Origin of the sequence: Ruegeria halocynthiae (assembly GCF_000743705.1) — a bacterium.
In the GTDB taxonomy this organism is placed as follows: Bacteria; Pseudomonadota; Alphaproteobacteria; order Rhodobacterales; family Rhodobacteraceae; genus Ruegeria; species Ruegeria halocynthiae_B.
On sequence record NZ_JQEZ01000002.1, the window covers coordinates 409,854 to 424,864 of the forward strand.

A 15,011-nucleotide genomic window follows, 5' to 3' on the forward strand; every position below is an offset into this window, starting at 1 on the left:
TCGGTACGCCTTGGGCAAACGCTTGGAGATCAGATGTTCTATCGCCCCGAAGACGGCCACGGCCTGCCGCACAACCCGTTCAACGCCATTATCACGCCACGCCCAATCGGATGGATCTCTACCCGGGACGCTGAGGGCATAAACAATCTGGCACCCTATTCGTTCTTTAACGGCGTGGCCTATTCGCCACCTCAGGTCATGTTCGCCTCGACCGGAACGAAGCAAGATCAGGAAGGCGGCAAGGATAGCATCTCAAACATCGAGGCAACCGGCGTGTTCTGCGTCAATATCGTGGCCCATGCGCATCGGGATGCGATGAATGCCAGTTCGGCCAGCCTTGCCAAACACATCGACGAATTCGACCACGCGGGCTTGATACCGGTGGGCTGCGAAACCATTCCCTGCGCCCGAATCAAGGGCGCCCCGGCCGCGTTGGAATGCAAACTGACCAAGATCGTGACCTTGCCGGGTGAGGCCAACCAGGTGGCTTTTGGAGAAGTGACGGGCGTGCATCTTAACGATGATCACATTCGGGACGGCAAGTTTGATGTCACTACTTTTCACCCGCTCGCGCGGCTGGGATACCGGGACTACTCAGTTGTCACCGAGTTGTTCTCTCTCAACCGCCCGGATGACTGAATTGGTGAAACGGGGGCGCTGCCCCCGCCGCCCTGCGGGCGTCTCCCCCGGGATATTTTCAGCCAGATGAAGCAGGGGATCCTTTATTCATCTGGCCCCAAATATCCCGGAGCGCGAGGCAGAGCCTCGCAAAAAGATCAGTGACCGCCCAGAACACCGGTACGGACCGAATAATCCACGGCCAGTTCATAATCGGGGTCATCGTCGCTATCGACCATGAGGTGTCCCGCTTTGTTCAGCAACTTATGGCAGTCACGGCTGAGGTGGCGCAGCATGACACGTTTACCTGCAGCCTCGTATCTGGAGGCGATGTTTTCGATCGCTTGCAGCGCTGATTGATCAACAACGCGGCTTTCGGCGAAATCGACGATCACGGTTTCAGGGTCGTTCGGCACATCAAAAAGTTCAGTGAAACCTTCAGAAGATCCGAAAAACAGCGGCCCCTGAATTTCATAGACCTTGGCACCTTTTTCAGTCGAGGATTCACGTGTGACTGCATGGATGCGCTTGGCGTTGTTCCAAGCATAAGCCAGCGCCGAGACGATGACACCGACGACAACGGCAACCGCAAGGTCCTCCATCACGGTGACAACGGTGACTAGCACGATGACGAAGGCGTCCATCAGCGGCACCTTGCGCATGATCTTGAACGAGTTCCAGGCAAAGGTTCCTATCACCACCATGAACATCACGCCAACCAATGCGGCCAGCGGGATTTTTTCGATCAGAGGCGAAGCGAACAGGATGAAGACCAGCAGAAACAGCGCCGCGGCGATGCCGGCGACGCGGGTGCGACCGCCGGATTTCACATTGATCATCGACTGCCCGATCATGGCGCAGCCTCCCATGCCACCAAAGAATCCGGTGGCGACGTTGGAAACGCCCTGCGCGATACATTCCTGCGATGCACCACCCCGTTTGCCGGTGATTTCACCGACCAGGTTCAAGGTCAGCAGGGATTCGATCAGGCCAATGGCGGCCAGGATGACGGCATAGGGCAGGATAATCTCGAAGGTTTCCCAGTTCAGCGGCACCATCGGGATGTGGAACATGGGCAGACCGCCCTCGATCGAGGCCAGATCACCGACGCGCGGCACGTCCAGACCAAAGCCGATCACCAGCGCCGCCACAACAACGATCCCGGCCAAAGGCGCGGGAATGATGCGCGTGACACGTGGCATCACCCAGATCACTGCCATGGTCAGGGCCACAAGGCCCAGCATGGTGTAAAGTTGAAGGCCCGACAGCCACTCTCCACCGCTCATACCATGGCCGGTGTTTTCCATAGAGCCGGGAACCTTGAACTGGCCCATTTGCGCAAGAAAGATCACAATCGCCAGACCGTTCACAAAGCCCAGCATCACCGGATGCGGCACCAGGCGAATAAACCGCCCCCAGTGCATCGCCCCTGCGATCACTTGCAGGATGCCCATCAGGACCACCGTGGCAAACAGATACTCGACCCCGTGTTGCGCCACCAGGGCCACCATGACAACGGCCAGCGCCCCGGTTGCCCCCGAGATCATACCGGGCCGGCCACCGATCAGCGCCGTGATCAGACCCACCATGAACGCGGCATACAAGCCGACCAGCGGATGCACCCCGGCGACAAAGGCAAATGCCACCGCTTCGGGCACCAATGCCAGTGCAACGGTCAGACCGGACAGCAATTCGATCCGCAGGCGCGACACGGTCAGCCCCTCGTCCGGCATCCAGCGGAGATCGGGTTTGGCTATACGATTGGCAAAGCTTGCCAGCATGGCTCGGGGCATGGGGCGTCCTGTGGGTTTGTGTGTTCGCGCGAAAGGGGTCTTTTACCTGTCATCGAGGGTCTGAGCCACCGCAGCAGGCGGGACGCTGCCATGCACAACGCGCATACCTACCTTCTCGCAGCTTCGTGAGTTGAAGACCAGAACCGCAATTGGCACCTTTACGCCATGCGATGGTTCTTCTTTTTGCTGCTGGCCCCCATCTCTGCGTTTGCGCAGGACTTGCAGGGCAATGACACCGCCGGAAACTGGCGTGTGACCCACTACGAGCCCTTCGGCGTCTGGAATTCGATCTGCGACGAGCGCGAAGAAAATCAGACATTGCGGCAAAGGTGCTATATCAGGCGCGCCGAGGTCTTCTCGTACCGGCCGAAATTTGGTGCCCAGTTTATCTTTATCACGCCAGAGGCCGATGGTTATCAGATCGAATTCGGTATCGAACCCGGCACCCTGTATTGGCCGTCAGGGTTTCGCATAGATGACAGCGACGGTGTGGTGTGGCGCACACGCAGCCCCGGTTGCCTGACCGGGTTGAGTTGCACGTTCCAAGGGCGGTCTGCACAGGATATCCTGGATGCGATGCAAAAGGGTGACGCCTATCGTTTCGTCTTTCGGGACCGTCACGGTCAAGCACAGGATCTGACATGGCCATTGGCCGGGTTCGATGCTGCCTGGAACGATTTTCAGAAACAGGCCCGGGCCCGCGATCTGCTTTCGCAATAGGCATTGCCACTTGTCAAACTGGTCGGTCCAACGCAGAAATCCCTAAACAAAAAACCACATTCGGAGGAACTCAGTGACTCAGACCAGGATTGCCGTCATTGGCGGATCAGGCATTTACGACATCGACGGGCTGGAAAATGCGGGGTGGGTTACGGTTGAAACGCCTTGGGGCGAGCCATCCGATCAGATTTTAACCGGCTCGCTGAACGGTGTTGAGATGGCATTCCTGCCCCGCCACGGGCGCGGCCATGTGCATTCGCCGACCGAGGTGCCCTATCGCGCCAACATTGACGCGCTGAAACGGCTGGGTGTGACGGATGTGATCTCGGTTTCCGCCTGCGGGTCGTTCCGCGAACATATGGCGCCGGGCGACTTTGTGATCGTCGACCAGTTCATCGACCGGACCTTTGCGCGCGACAAAAGCTTTTTCGGCACCGGCTGCGTTGCCCATGTCAGCGTCGCCCACCCGACCTGTCCGCGCCTGTCGGACGCCTGCGAAACCGCAGGCAAGGCGGCCGGGATCAACATCCACCGTGGCGGCACCTATCTGGCGATGGAGGGGCCGCAGTTTTCAACCTTGGCTGAATCGAAGATGTATCGTGAACACTGGGGCTGCGATGTGATCGGCATGACCAACATGCCCGAGGCCAAACTCGCCCGCGAGGCCGAGCTTTGCTATGCCTCAATCGCGATGGTTACCGATTACGACAGTTGGCACCCCGACCACGGTGAGGTCGACGTGACCGCAATCATCGCCACCCTGACTGGCAATGCCGAAAAAGGCCGGGCGCTGGTCAAGGGCCTGCCTGCGTTGCTGGGGACTGAGCGCGCGCCCTGTCCGCATGGGTGCGACCGGGCGCTGGAATACGCGATCCTGACCGCCCCCGAAAAACGCGATCCGGCCTTGCTGGCCAAGCTGGATGCAGTCGCAGGCCGAATTCTGTAACGCGCGCCGCCCTGCCTCAGTATTGGGGCAGGGTTTTTTGCACTTCGCCCCACAGCCCATGTGACCACAAATCATTGTGTGTGCCGTCAGGAATAATGTGAATCTGCGCGGCATCGCCCGCCATTGCTGCCAACGCTTTGCCATGATGCAGCGGAACCGTTTCGTCCCTGGCCCCGTGGAAAATCAAGGTTGGAACAGTGATATGCGCCATGAAATCGCGGGTTGCGAACTGATCTTTCATCAGCGCTGAAACCGGCAACCACGGATACCGTTCCGCCGCGACGTCGACGGACGCTGTAAATGGGGCCTCCAGCACCAGCAACCGGGCGTTTGGGCGTTGTTCAGCCACGGCTGCCGCCACCGCTGTTCCAAGGCTTTGACCATGCAGCACAATATCCAACTTTTGGCCGTCCAGCCGATCAAACATCTGAATACCGTCCGCGATCAGCGCCAGTTCAGAGGGCTCGCCCTCACTGCCCGGATAACCCCGATAACTGGGTGCAAACAGACCAAGCCCGCTGTTGAGGATTTCGCGCATCCGGTCGGCCCGGTCGCCCAGATTTCCACCCTGGCCGTGAAAGAACAGAACGGTGGGCGCGCCCGGGGTGGCCGCAGGCGCGAACCAGGCCGTTACCATCACCCCGTCGGACATGGGCAGGGACATAACATCGACATCTGCCAGCCCGACTGTACCGGGATCAGGCAATTCGCCTGCGGGTTTGAACAACAACGATTGCTGGTTGAGGTACATGTAGCCAACGATACAGGCATAGATCGCACCACCGATCACCGCCACCAGAACCAGAAAACCCTTTAGTCGGGCAGCGTTTGACCGAACGGGTTCAGAGTGTTCATTGATGTGCGCGTGTGTCATCGTCCCCTCCGACCGTCTGGTTTCCATTGTGATTTCGGACACCGGGGGATGGGTTTCAAGGTAAAGGCGCGAAGCTTAATCCAATCTTAAATCTGTTGCCTGGATACCAGACAGGGTGTCTTTTTCCACGAACGTCTTGAAATGCTGACCGGATCATCCCGATTTATGCGCCCAAGACAAAAGCTTAGGCCACGCAACAGACGTGGCATCACTCACAGAGGCGGAAGAGAGCAATGAAACGGCTTGAGGCATTGGACGCAGCCCGGTTTTTGGCCTTTTGCGGCATGGTTCTGGTGAATTTCCGCATCGCGGCCGAGGTCGCGCCGGGCAATGACTGGGCCTCGGTTCTTGTGGATGCGCTCGAAGGTCGGGCGGCCGCTTTGTTCGTCGTTCTGGCCGGGGTCGGTGTTGGCCTGTCGCGTGTTTCGGCACCGGTTTTGTTGCGCCGCGCCGCGTTTCTGTTCGTGCTCGGGCTGATCAACATGACGGTTTTCGACGCCGACATTCTGCATTTCTATGCGCTTTACTTCGTAGTCGGCGCAGCCTTTTTGACGGCCTCGGAACGTGGACTTTGGCTGGGTGCGCTTGGCGTGGTTGCAGTGTCAGTGCTGGCCGTATTCGTGTTCGACTATGACCGGGGATGGGATTGGACCACCCTGACCTATGACGACCTGTGGACCCTGCCCGGCTTTGCGCGCAATGCGCTGTTGAACGGATGGCATCCAGTTCTGCCCTGGGCCGCGTTCCTGTTGATCGGGATGGCGATCGGACGTGCGAAACTGGATACGATCTGCATTCAGCACCGTTTGATCATGTGGGGTTTTGGCGCGGCTGTACTGGCGATGTTTCCGCAGATGGTGGTGTCTGACCCCGATCTGGCGGCTTATTTGGGCACCGAGTCCATCCCCCCGGGGCCGTTCTATATTCTGGCCGGGACCGGGTCAGCCTGTGTGGTGATCGGGCTGTTGTTGAAGCTGTGGCCCAAGATCGAAGCCCTGCGCATCGACCCGGCCCTGACCGCACCGGGGCGGCAAAGCCTGACACTGTACATGGCACATATCCTGATCGGGATGGGTATTCTGGACGAGCTTGGCCTGCTGAACGGCACGCTCAGCGCGCCCCAAATCGTGGGCTATGCGTTTGGGTTCTGCGCCTTGTCGTCGGTTTTCGCCCTGCTGTGGTTCCGCCGATTTGAACGTGGCCCCCTTGAGGCGCTGATGCGCCGCGTGACTGCGCCTCAAAAGGCTTGACCTTGCCGCTGCGACGGGGCTTGGTGAGGGCATTACAATAACAGGATTTCCCATGTCCCTAGACCTATGGCTGGCCTTTGTGGCCGCATCGACCGCCCTGCTGTTGATCCCCGGCCCGACCGTTCTGCTGGTGCTCAGCTATGCTTTGTCCAAAGGGCGCAGTGTTGCCATGGCTTCGGCCACCGGTGTTGCGGTGGGGGATCTGGTGGCGATGACGGCCTCATTGCTGGGGCTGGGGGCGCTGGTGCTGGCCTCGGCCACGTTGTTTTCGGTGTTGAAATGGATGGGCGCGGCCTATCTGGTGTGGCTGGGCCTCAAATTGCTGCGCTGCGCACCCTCGGGCGGGTTGAGTACGGTTGAAACCGGGCGCAACGTCACCGCCCGCAGCGTATTTGGCCATGCCGCCGCCGTTACCGCGCTGAACCCGAAATCCATCGCCTTCTTCATTGCGTTTGTGCCACAGTTCCTGCGCCCGGCGGACCCATTGGGTCCGCAATTCGCCATCCTGATCGCCACTTTCGTGGGCCTTGCCGGGCTGAACGCGCTGGCCTATGCCCTGCTGGCCGACAGGCTGCGCCAGATGGTCGGGCGCGCCGGTGTCATTACCGCAATGACCCGGTTCGGAGGGCTGACCCTGATCGGAATGGGTGTGGCGACTGCCGTTCTGCGGCGCCCGGCCTGAGGGATCAATCCTCGGCGTTTTCTTTCATGAAACCACGGATGAACCGCCGGATTTCCCGCGCGGCCGAAGTATCCAGTTCCTTGCACAACTCAACAAAAGCGTCACGCTCGTCCTTGTCCAGACGCAAGACTAACTGGCTGTTTTTCTTGGTAGAACCTTTACCGTCTTTTTTCGCCACGCGCATCAACCTCGCCAAACACTTGATTCCATAAGCGATGCAACGTATATACATCGCATAGAAGTTGTAGGTATCGAGCACCTAACAATAAAAAAGGATTATGGCAATGAACCTTCATGCTGCTCAGGCATTTCTTTTGCGAGACCAGCGCAACTGGCGCAAGCCACATCTGTCGTGGTTGCCCGTCGCGCTGTATCGTTATTATGGATTGCCCAAGGCCAATCCGGAACGCCGCAAGTAAGGCGGCGACAATCTTCCCTTGCAAGGCTGGCCCCAATGGGCCAAGTACGCCCGCGTGTTTTGACGCCAGAGGGGTTGGCCATGTCCAGAAACAAGTCGGTCAAGGATTACATCCGAACCATCGTTGATTTCCCGCACGAAGGGATCATGTTCCGCGATGTCACCACCCTGTTTGCAGATCCACGCGGGTTTCGCATGGCAATCGACCAGATGCTGCACCCTTATGCGGGTGAGCGGATCGACAAAGTCGTAGGGCTTGAGGCGCGCGGATTTATTCTGGGCGGAGCCATTGCCCACCAGCTAAGCGTCGGGTTTGTGCCGATCCGCAAAAAGGGCAAGCTGCCGGGCACCACCATCAGCCAAGACTATAAGCTGGAATACGGCGAGGCCATCGTCGAAATTCACGATGACGCCATTCAACCCGGTGAAAAAATCCTGGTTGTCGACGATCTGCTTGCGACCGGAGGCACTGCGGCAGCCGGGATCAAACTGATCGAACGGCTGGGCGGCGAGATCGTCTCGTGCTCTTTCATCATTGACCTGCCCGAGCTGGGTGGCCGCAAAGTGCTGGAAGACCTGGGGATGGACGTTCAAGTTCTGTGCGAATTCGAAGGGTTGTAACCTCATTAATCACAAAAACGTGATTGGAAACCTGCGTTAATGCGGGCTTAGCGCAGGTTCACAAAAGATCAACCCGATCCCATCAACACATTCAGTGATCTTGATTCAAAGATCACCCGTATCCCTATTGATGCCACCTAAGGCATTCCAACAAGGGATACATACCATGTTTCGCAAACTCGCATTTGCCGGTGTGGCAAGCCTTCTCGTCGGAACTTCCGCATTTGCAGAGGATCAGTCCAAAGATATTGTGGACACTGCCATCGGCGCGGGCAGCTTCAACACTCTGGTCGCCGCCGTACAGGCCGCCGAGCTGGTCGACACGCTAAAGGGCCAAGGCCCGTTCACCGTATTCGCCCCCACGGACGAGGCATTCGCGGCCCTGCCGGACGGTACGGTAGCGACGCTTTTGCAGCCTGAGAACAAAGATCAGCTGGTAGCGATCCTGACCTACCATGTGGTGCCGGGCAAAGTGATGTCGGGCGATCTGTCAGACGAAATGACCGCCGCCACGGTTCAGGGGGGTGATATCACCATCGATCTGGACGACGGCGTGAAAGTGAACGATGCCAACGTCGTTCAGGCCGACATCGAAACCTCGAATGGTGTCATCCACGTCATCGACAAGGTGATCCTGCCGGGGTCGTAACCGCCCCAATGCGATCCGGATGATCCCGGATCGCGCGCCCTATCTCAAAACCGCGCCCGGGTTCATGATCCCCTGCGGATCCAGCGCGGTTTTGATTGCCCGCATTGCCGCCAGCTTTGTCGCATCGCCATACCGCTCAAGATCACCGGTTTTCAGCCGCCCGATCCCATGTTCGGCACTGATCGACCCGTCAAATTCGGCCACAAGGTCATGCACGGCCTGTTTGACAACCTGTCTGCGCCCATCGAATTCGGACCGGTCATGGTCCTGCGGTGGAAACACATTGTAATGCAGGTTCCCGTCCCCAAGATGCCCAAAGCAATTGATGCGAAACGACCCCAATGCTGCAACCACCTCGGCGCCACGCTCAATGAACTCGGGAATCCGCGAAATCGGGACCGAGATGTCGTGGCTTGACACCGATCCGATCAGCCGGTTGGCTTCGGGAATGCTCTCACGTACGGCCCAAAGGTCCATGCGTTGCGCTTCGTTCTGCGCGATGATTGCATCGCCGACCAGATCAGCCTTATCCGCCGCAACATACAGCGTTTCCAGCGCCTCAGAAGGTGACTGCCCCGCAAACAGCCCCAATTCGATCAGCACGCACCATTCCGGCTGCGTGGCAAAGGGCTGGCGTACATCCGGCAGCACCTCGGACAGGAAATGCAACCCCTGACGGTGGATCAGCTCAAAAGTGCTGACCGCATCCCCCAGTTGATCCCGTGCCAGCGCCAGCAGTTCGATTGCGGCCTTGGGTGAGGCGACCTGCACCATCGCCGTCCCCGTGGCCTCGGGTCGCGGAAACAGCTTTAACGAGGCAGCAGTGATGACCCCCAACGTGCCCTCGGCCCCGATTAGCAGGTTTCGCAGGTCGTACCCGGTATTGTCCTTGCGCAAGCGGCTGAGCCCATGCCAGATCTCACCGTTGGGCAGAACCGCCTCAAGCCCCAGACACAGATCCCGCGCATTGCCATATCGCAACACGTTGACCCCACCCGCATTGGTGGCCAGGTTTCCGCCGACCCGGCAAGACCCCTGCGCCGCAAGCGCCAAAGGAAACAACCGACCGGCCTGGTCAGCCGCAGCCTGCACGTCGGCCAGAATGGCACCTGCCTCGGCGATCAAGGTGTTCTCGGTCGGATAGACCGCCCGGATCGCTGTCATCCGCTCAAGCGAGATCAACAGCGGCGCAGGACCATCGGACATAACCTGCCCCCCCACCAACCCGGTACCGCCGCCATAAGGCACCACCGGCACGCACGCGTCCGAGGCCAATCGCATCAGCACAGACACCTCATCCACCGTGCGCGGCAAGGCCAGCAGGCCCACATGTCCGGAAAAACGCCGGCGCGGTTCTTCCAGGTATCGCTGGGCGACCGGGTGCAGAACACCTTCGCCCAATGCGGTGCGGATTGATTTGGCAAGGTTTTCGTCGGCAGGGTTCAGTGTCATACCTTCTCCTTGCCCAAGCCACGCCGCCCCGACAAGCCCTATTCCAACTCGATAAGGTATTGCGGCTCAAGCACGACAACCGTGGGCCGATCCGGAAGCGTACGCAGCGACACGGTGATTTCCGATCCCCCATCCCGCTGAACCGGAAAATCGCCCCGGATATCAACCAGAAACCGATCCAGAGAGTAGCCGGAAAACCAGTGCATCGGAATGATGACCGAACTTTTCAACCGCTTGAGAACCGCAATCATCTCCGGCAATGGCATGGTCGTGCCGCCATCCACGGCGGCCATGACGACATCCAGCCGCCCCAGTGCCGCAAATTGTTCGTCTGACGGCACATGATGCAGATGCCCCAAGTGGCCGATACATAACCCCTCAACCTCAAACACAAAGATGGAATTGCCGCGCTCTTCAATCCCGCCATAGACCGAGCGGATGTCGGTCGACACATTGCGTATCAGCATTTCATCCAAATCAAGGTGATGTTCGATCCCCTGTCCGAACGCGCCCCAACCCGACAACACATGCGGGATGGCGGGATCGGGATGGGCGGTCCAATGGGTGCTATGGGCGTGGTTCATCGTCACCACATCCGGGATCAGGTCGGCGCTGCCGATAAATCCGGTGAAATCCGTCACCGCGTTCAGCCCGCCCTGCGTCTGGATCAAAAAGGACGCGTGGGCGACATAGCTAATCCGTACCGAGAATTCCGGCACCGGGTCATTCCAGGCCGCCTTGTGCAGATATTCGATTCCGGGGGCCGCATCTGCAATGGCGATGCAATGGCTCGGCCGCCGCTCCTGCGCCACAGCTCCACCCGAGATCACCATCAATGCCGCAACAATCCAGCGCATGGGATGAGTGTAGCGCAAGACACCGCCAAGTCATGCCCCTTGTTCATCTGGCCCTAAATATCTCGGGGGTATGGGGGCAGAGCCCCCAGGGCCCCGCAGGGGCCACCTACCCCGCGTCCGTCTTCCCGCGTCGGTCCGACCGCAGGCTGGCATACAGGACATGCGTCCGCCAGCGCCCGTTGATCTGCAAATAAGACTGCGCCACGCCTTCGTATTTGAACCCCGAGCTTTCCAGCAACCCACGCGACGGCTTGTTCTCCGGCAGGCAGGCGGCCTCGATCCTACTCAGGTCCAATCGGGTAAAGGCGTGATGCAACACGGCACCGATGGCTTCGCGCATGTATCCGTTGCGGGCAAAAGCCTGCCCTGTCCAATACCCCAGCGTCCCCGCCTGTGCCGGGCCGCGCCGGACGTTGTCCAGTGTAATCGCCCCAATAAGCACATCATCCGTGCGCCGGAACAGGAACAGCGGGATTGCCGTTCCGCTGCCCACCGATCGCTGCGCCCAATAGACCCGATTGGTAAAAGACTTGCGGGTCAGGTGATCCTTGGCCCAAATCGGCTCCCAGGGGGTCAGGTAATCCCTGGACGCCCGCCGCAACGCCACCCAGTCGTTGAAATCAGAATGCACAGGCGGGCGCAAGCTCAGGCGCTCGGTCTCGAGTTTCAGCTTGCGTCTGCCCAATAGCATCACGCTGCACGCCTCTCCTGCAGCTGTGCCAAAGTCGGAGCGCCCGAAACGGGACCGTACAGCGCCAGCGCCGCAGGCGCCTGCACCGCCATCGCTTCGGCGAAGACACGCACGTCTTCGGTGCTGACCGCGTCGATCTTGGCCACTGTATCTTCAAGCGAGGGTACACTGCCCCAAATCTGCACCAGCCGCGCCAGACGCTCGGCCCGGTTCGACGGGCTTTCCAGCCCCATCAACATCCCGGCCTTCATCTGTGCCCGGGCGCGGGCGACTTCCTCGGCGCTCATGTCCTCGGCCGCGCGCTTCATTTCATCAATGGTGATATTGGCCAGTTCCGCGACCTGATCAGCGGATGTGCCCGCGTAAATCGTGGTTGTGCCGGTATCAGCATAAGCACCGGTTTGCGCGAAAATGGTATAACATAACCCCCGCGTTTCCCGCACTTCCTGAAACAGCCGCGAGGACATGCCGCCACCCAGCGCAGTCGAATAGATCTGCGCCGTATAGATCGCATCATCGCGATAGCCGGGGCTTTCCAGCGCCAGTGCAAAATGCGCCTGTTCCAACTCTTTTTCTTGCCGGGCTTCACCACCGGTAAAGCGCCCCGCCTCGGGGATCAGTCCCTTGCGCGGTTGTAGGTGGCCAAACATCTCTTCGGCCATTTTCATCAGTGCATCGTGATCCACTGCACCGGCGGCAGACAAGATCATCTGGTCTGGGCCATAATGCTCGGCCACAAAACCTGACAGGTCCTCGCGCGAAAACGCGCTGACCCGTTCGGTTGGGCCAAGGATGGTGCGGCCCAGTGGCTGGTCGTGATAGCTCTGCTCTTGCAGCCAGTCAAAGATCACATCATCAGGCGTGTCATAAGCCTGACCGATTTCCTGCAGGATCACGCCGCGCTCGACCTCAATCTCGCGCGGGTCGAAAACCGGGTTCAGGACGATATCGCCGATCACATCCATCGCCAGCGCCACGTCGTCCTTCAGAACGCGCGCGTAATAGGCCGTCACCTCGCGCGAGGTATAGGCGTTGATATACCCGCCCACATCCTCAATCGCTTCGGCAATCTGCAAGGCAGAACGACGCTTGGTTCCCTTGAACGCCATATGCTCAAGAAAATGCGCGATGCCGTTTTGTTCGATCCGCTCATGCCGCCCACCGGCGGTCACCCAGATACCGATGGCGGCGGATTGCAGCCCCGGCATATGTTCACTGACGATACGAAATCCGTTCTTCAGTTGGTCTTGTCTGACAGTCACTCAGCGATATGCCTTTTGATATGATCCTCAAGGGCGCCCAGATCGTTGGCGATGCGGGTCACCCGTTCCGGACGTTCATACAGATCAGACATGCGGGATGGAAGAGGCGGATGTTCGCCGCTTGCCTCCTCGACCGCCGCCGGGAATTTCGCCGGATGCGCCGTGGCCAGCGTGATCATCGGCACGTCCGCCGCGCGGTGATCCTCAGCCACCTTTATGCCTACCGCTGTATGCGGGCAGACCAGTTCAGCACTATGAGCCAGAGTTTGCTTGATCGTCTCCAACGTCTGATCTTCGGACACGCGGTCCGAGTCGAAGTTTTCCCGCAGGGCCTGCATCGCGCCCTGACTGACGTTGAAGCCACCCTGCTTCAGCTCATCCATCAACTGCGCGATGGCACCACCATCCTCGCCATAGGCATAATACAGCGCCCGTTCAAAGTTCGAGCTGACCTGAATATCCATCGACGGGCTGATCGAAGGGATCGTATCGCCCTTGAAATACCCCTGCCCCGACAAGCAGCGATGCAGAATGTCGTTCTGGTTCGTGGCCACCACCAGTCGGTCGATGGGCAGGCCCATGCGTTTGGCCAGATAGCCCGCAAAAATGTCGCCGAAATTGCCGGTGGGAACTGTAAAGCTGACCTTGCGATGCGGCGCGCCGAGACTAACCGCGGCTGAGAAGTAATAGACGATCTGCGCCAGCACCCGCGCAAAATTGATCGAGTTCACGCCCGCCAGTTTGACCCCATCCCGGAAATCAAAATCGTTGAACATATCCTTCAACGCGGCCTGACAATCGTCAAAATCCCCATCCACGGCCAGCGCGTGCACATTGCTATCCGCAGGCGTCGTCATCTGACGGCGCTGCACCTCGGACACGCGGCCATGCGGAAACAGGATGAATACATCCACGGCGTCCAGCCCGCGGAATGCTTCAATCGCCGCTGACCCGGTGTCGCCACTGGTCGCACCCACGATGGTCACGCGATCATTGCGCCGTTTCAGGGCCACCTGAAACAGCTGACCGATCAGCTGCATGGCAAAGTCTTTGAAGGCCAGCGTCGGCCCGTGGAACAGCTCCAGCAGAAAGTGGTTCTCATTCAGCTGTTTCAGCGGGGCGCGCGCGTCATGGTCAAAACCTTCATAGGCGCGCGCGATGATCTCCTTGAACTCACCCTCGGCAAACGAGCCGCTGACATAGGGCCACATCACACGGAACGCGATGTCCTCAAAGGGCAGACCCGCCAGCGCTGCGATGTCTTCTTGTGCCATCACCGGGATTTCGGCGGGCAGATACAGGCCGCCGTCACGGGCCAGCCCGGTCAGCATCGCCTCTTCAAAGCTCAGTTCGGGCGCTTGCCCACGGGTCGAGATGTATTTCATTGCGCTTCACTCTCAGACGGGGCGCGGCTGCGCCACAGGAAATATCCGGTCATCGCGGCCCAAACCAGGGCCAGGCCAAACCATGTGATTGCGTATTGCAGGTGATCGTTGGGGATGCCCGTCGCACTGACGGGCAAAGGAGTAATGCCGGGATCGGTGCCCGAGCGCGCGATCAACATAACAGGATCCGCGCCCAAGGCGGCGGCCAACGTGGGCACGTCGCGGGCAAACCAGATGTTTGCATCAATGTCGGGTCCCGGCGTATAACCGTCGACTTCATCCGGCCAGTGCAGATTACCGGTGATCTTCATCACGCCGTTCTGACGGTCAACTTCCTTGGCGGTCACGGGAACAAAGCCCCGGTCCACCAAAATCGTCCGTTCATCGGTGTTGAAGGACTGGATAATGCGATACCCTGCCCCGACCTGCTTGACCGAAACCAGAACGTGGATCTCGCCCGGCACCATTTCACCGGTCACGGTAACCGGCAGGTATTTGTCCCGTTCAACTGAGGCCAAGTTTGGCAGGTCAACCGGGTCGGCACTGATACGCGATTCGATTTCGGACAGAACGTCTTGTTTCCATGCCAGCCGCTGCATCTGCCAAAGGCCCAGCCACAGCAGAATTACCAGCCCGGCGAAACCGAAAATCAGCAGGAACAAGATGCGGCGCATGTCGGGACCATGTTTCATAACAATAAGGCGGCGTAAGAACCGGCGCCTTGTTAAGGGCTGCGCAGGCGCAAATGCAACCACGCAATTGTATCGGGCGCAATCTTGCGCCCTGATCGAGA

The 15,011-nt window shown here is 59.3% G+C and carries 17 protein-coding genes; 8 read left to right on the forward strand and 9 right to left on the reverse strand.

The window, feature by feature from the left end; translation table 11 throughout:
* The first annotated feature begins 33 nt into the window (after positions 1–33).
* Positions 34–639, forward strand: a complete 606-nt coding sequence (locus JT51_RS08375; protein ID WP_037310655.1) for a flavin reductase family protein — start codon at positions 34–36, stop codon at positions 637–639.
* A 137-nt stretch (positions 640–776) separates the two neighbouring features.
* Here the strand turns inward: JT51_RS08375 and JT51_RS08380 are convergent, their stop codons facing one another.
* Positions 777–2,411, reverse strand: a complete 1,635-nt coding sequence (locus tag JT51_RS08380; RefSeq protein ID WP_037310657.1) for a SulP family inorganic anion transporter — start codon at positions 2,409–2,411, stop codon at positions 777–779.
* A 165-nt stretch (positions 2,412–2,576) separates the two neighbouring features.
* On the opposite strand from JT51_RS08380, the gene JT51_RS08385 reads away from it, so the two are divergent.
* Positions 2,577–3,131 carry an invasion associated locus B family protein gene (locus tag JT51_RS08385; RefSeq protein ID WP_037310659.1) on the forward strand — a complete coding sequence of 185 codons (555 nt, stop codon included), beginning with the start codon at positions 2,577–2,579 and terminating at the stop codon, positions 3,129–3,131.
* A 73-nt stretch (positions 3,132–3,204) separates the two neighbouring features.
* Complete coding sequence (locus JT51_RS08390; protein WP_037310661.1) at positions 3,205–4,077, forward strand: S-methyl-5'-thioadenosine phosphorylase; 873 nt, start codon at positions 3,205–3,207, stop codon at positions 4,075–4,077.
* Between the two features lie 16 nt (positions 4,078–4,093).
* On the opposite strand, the gene JT51_RS08395 is transcribed toward JT51_RS08390, so the two are convergent.
* On the reverse strand, positions 4,094–4,951 hold the full coding sequence (locus tag JT51_RS08395; RefSeq protein ID WP_037311952.1) for an alpha/beta hydrolase: 858 nt from the start codon (positions 4,949–4,951) through the stop codon (positions 4,094–4,096).
* A gap of 233 nt (positions 4,952–5,184) precedes the next feature.
* Here JT51_RS08395 and JT51_RS08400 point away from each other — a divergent pair, with 233 nt between their 5' ends.
* Complete coding sequence (locus tag JT51_RS08400; protein ID WP_037310663.1) at positions 5,185–6,201, forward strand: DUF418 domain-containing protein; 1,017 nt, start codon at positions 5,185–5,187, stop codon at positions 6,199–6,201.
* Between the two features lie 52 nt (positions 6,202–6,253).
* Positions 6,254–6,883 (forward strand): LysE family translocator, encoded by a 630-nt coding sequence (locus JT51_RS08405; protein WP_037310665.1) that lies wholly within the window; start codon positions 6,254–6,256, stop codon positions 6,881–6,883.
* Positions 6,884–6,887: 4 nt separating this feature from the next.
* On the opposite strand, the gene JT51_RS22090 is transcribed toward JT51_RS08405, so the two are convergent.
* The gene (locus JT51_RS22090) at positions 6,888–7,067 is read right to left on the reverse strand and encodes a hypothetical protein (RefSeq protein ID WP_037310667.1); all 180 of its coding nucleotides are present in this window, start codon (positions 7,065–7,067) and stop codon (positions 6,888–6,890) included.
* A 100-nt stretch (positions 7,068–7,167) separates the two neighbouring features.
* Here JT51_RS22090 and JT51_RS22340 point away from each other — a divergent pair, with 100 nt between their 5' ends.
* From JT51_RS22340 to JT51_RS08420, 3 genes are all read left to right on the forward strand, one after another.
* The gene (locus tag JT51_RS22340) at positions 7,168–7,302 is read left to right on the forward strand and encodes a hypothetical protein (protein WP_268745981.1); all 135 of its coding nucleotides are present in this window, start codon (positions 7,168–7,170) and stop codon (positions 7,300–7,302) included.
* Between the two features lie 80 nt (positions 7,303–7,382).
* Complete coding sequence (locus JT51_RS08415) at positions 7,383–7,922, forward strand: adenine phosphoribosyltransferase (protein ID WP_037311955.1); 540 nt, start codon at positions 7,383–7,385, stop codon at positions 7,920–7,922.
* 166 nt (positions 7,923–8,088) lie between these two features.
* Positions 8,089–8,571: a fasciclin domain-containing protein gene (locus JT51_RS08420; RefSeq protein ID WP_037310669.1), complete on the forward strand. Its 483-nt coding sequence runs from the start codon at positions 8,089–8,091 to the stop codon at positions 8,569–8,571.
* A gap of 39 nt (positions 8,572–8,610) precedes the next feature.
* Here the strand turns inward: JT51_RS08420 and JT51_RS08425 are convergent, their stop codons facing one another.
* The 6 genes from JT51_RS08425 to JT51_RS08450 all read right to left on the reverse strand — a co-directional run bounded on the left by JT51_RS08425 (position 8,611) and on the right by JT51_RS08450 (position 14,892).
* Positions 8,611–10,023, reverse strand: a complete 1,413-nt coding sequence (locus tag JT51_RS08425) for an FAD-binding oxidoreductase (protein WP_037310671.1) — start codon at positions 10,021–10,023, stop codon at positions 8,611–8,613.
* 38 nt (positions 10,024–10,061) lie between these two features.
* Positions 10,062–10,880 (reverse strand): MBL fold metallo-hydrolase, encoded by an 819-nt coding sequence (locus JT51_RS08430; RefSeq protein ID WP_037310672.1) that lies wholly within the window; start codon positions 10,878–10,880, stop codon positions 10,062–10,064.
* 106 nt (positions 10,881–10,986) lie between these two features.
* Positions 10,987–11,571 carry a GNAT family N-acetyltransferase gene (locus JT51_RS08435; protein ID WP_037310673.1) on the reverse strand — a complete coding sequence of 195 codons (585 nt, stop codon included), beginning with the start codon at positions 11,569–11,571 and terminating at the stop codon, positions 10,987–10,989.
* Positions 11,571–12,833: a M16 family metallopeptidase gene (locus JT51_RS08440; RefSeq protein WP_037310675.1), complete on the reverse strand. Its 1,263-nt coding sequence runs from the start codon at positions 12,831–12,833 to the stop codon at positions 11,571–11,573. The genes JT51_RS08435 and JT51_RS08440 overlap by 1 nt, the downstream gene beginning before the upstream one ends.
* The gene (thrC, locus tag JT51_RS08445) at positions 12,830–14,218 is read right to left on the reverse strand and encodes a threonine synthase (RefSeq protein ID WP_037310677.1); all 1,389 of its coding nucleotides are present in this window, start codon (positions 14,216–14,218) and stop codon (positions 12,830–12,832) included. Before thrC ends, JT51_RS08440 begins: the two co-directional genes overlap by 4 nt.
* Positions 14,215–14,892 carry an SURF1 family protein gene (locus tag JT51_RS08450; RefSeq protein ID WP_037311958.1) on the reverse strand — a complete coding sequence of 226 codons (678 nt, stop codon included), beginning with the start codon at positions 14,890–14,892 and terminating at the stop codon, positions 14,215–14,217. The genes thrC and JT51_RS08450 overlap by 4 nt, the downstream gene beginning before the upstream one ends.
* Positions 14,893–15,011 lie beyond the last annotated feature (119 nt).

Bases quoted from the DNA above. Each gene is read 5' to 3' on its own strand.
- JT51_RS08375 (WP_037310655.1), top strand. From the start codon at position 34: ATGTTCTATCGCCCCGAAGACGGCCACGGCCTGCCGCACAACCCGTTC.
- JT51_RS08380 (WP_037310657.1), bottom strand. From the start codon at position 2,411: ATGCCCCGAGCCATGCTGGCAAGCTTTGCCAATCGTATAGCCAAACCC.
- JT51_RS08385 (WP_037310659.1), top strand. From the start codon at position 2,577: ATGCGATGGTTCTTCTTTTTGCTGCTGGCCCCCATCTCTGCGTTTGCG.
- JT51_RS08395 (WP_037311952.1), bottom strand. From the start codon at position 4,951: ATGACACACGCGCACATCAATGAACACTCTGAACCCGTTCGGTCAAAC.
- JT51_RS08400 (WP_037310663.1), top strand. From the start codon at position 5,185: ATGAAACGGCTTGAGGCATTGGACGCAGCCCGGTTTTTGGCCTTTTGC.
- JT51_RS08405 (WP_037310665.1), top strand. From the start codon at position 6,254: ATGTCCCTAGACCTATGGCTGGCCTTTGTGGCCGCATCGACCGCCCTG.
- JT51_RS22090 (WP_037310667.1), bottom strand. From the start codon at position 7,067: ATGCGCGTGGCGAAAAAAGACGGTAAAGGTTCTACCAAGAAAAACAGC.
- JT51_RS22340 (WP_268745981.1), top strand. From the start codon at position 7,168: ATGAACCTTCATGCTGCTCAGGCATTTCTTTTGCGAGACCAGCGCAAC.
- JT51_RS08415 (WP_037311955.1), top strand. From the start codon at position 7,383: ATGTCCAGAAACAAGTCGGTCAAGGATTACATCCGAACCATCGTTGAT.
- JT51_RS08420 (WP_037310669.1), top strand. From the start codon at position 8,089: ATGTTTCGCAAACTCGCATTTGCCGGTGTGGCAAGCCTTCTCGTCGGA.
- JT51_RS08425 (WP_037310671.1), bottom strand. From the start codon at position 10,023: ATGACACTGAACCCTGCCGACGAAAACCTTGCCAAATCAATCCGCACC.
- JT51_RS08430 (WP_037310672.1), bottom strand. From the start codon at position 10,880: ATGCGCTGGATTGTTGCGGCATTGATGGTGATCTCGGGTGGAGCTGTG.
- JT51_RS08435 (WP_037310673.1), bottom strand. From the start codon at position 11,571: ATGCTATTGGGCAGACGCAAGCTGAAACTCGAGACCGAGCGCCTGAGC.
- thrC (WP_037310677.1), bottom strand. From the start codon at position 14,218: ATGAAATACATCTCGACCCGTGGGCAAGCGCCCGAACTGAGCTTTGAA.
- JT51_RS08450 (WP_037311958.1), bottom strand. From the start codon at position 14,892: ATGCGCCGCATCTTGTTCCTGCTGATTTTCGGTTTCGCCGGGCTGGTA.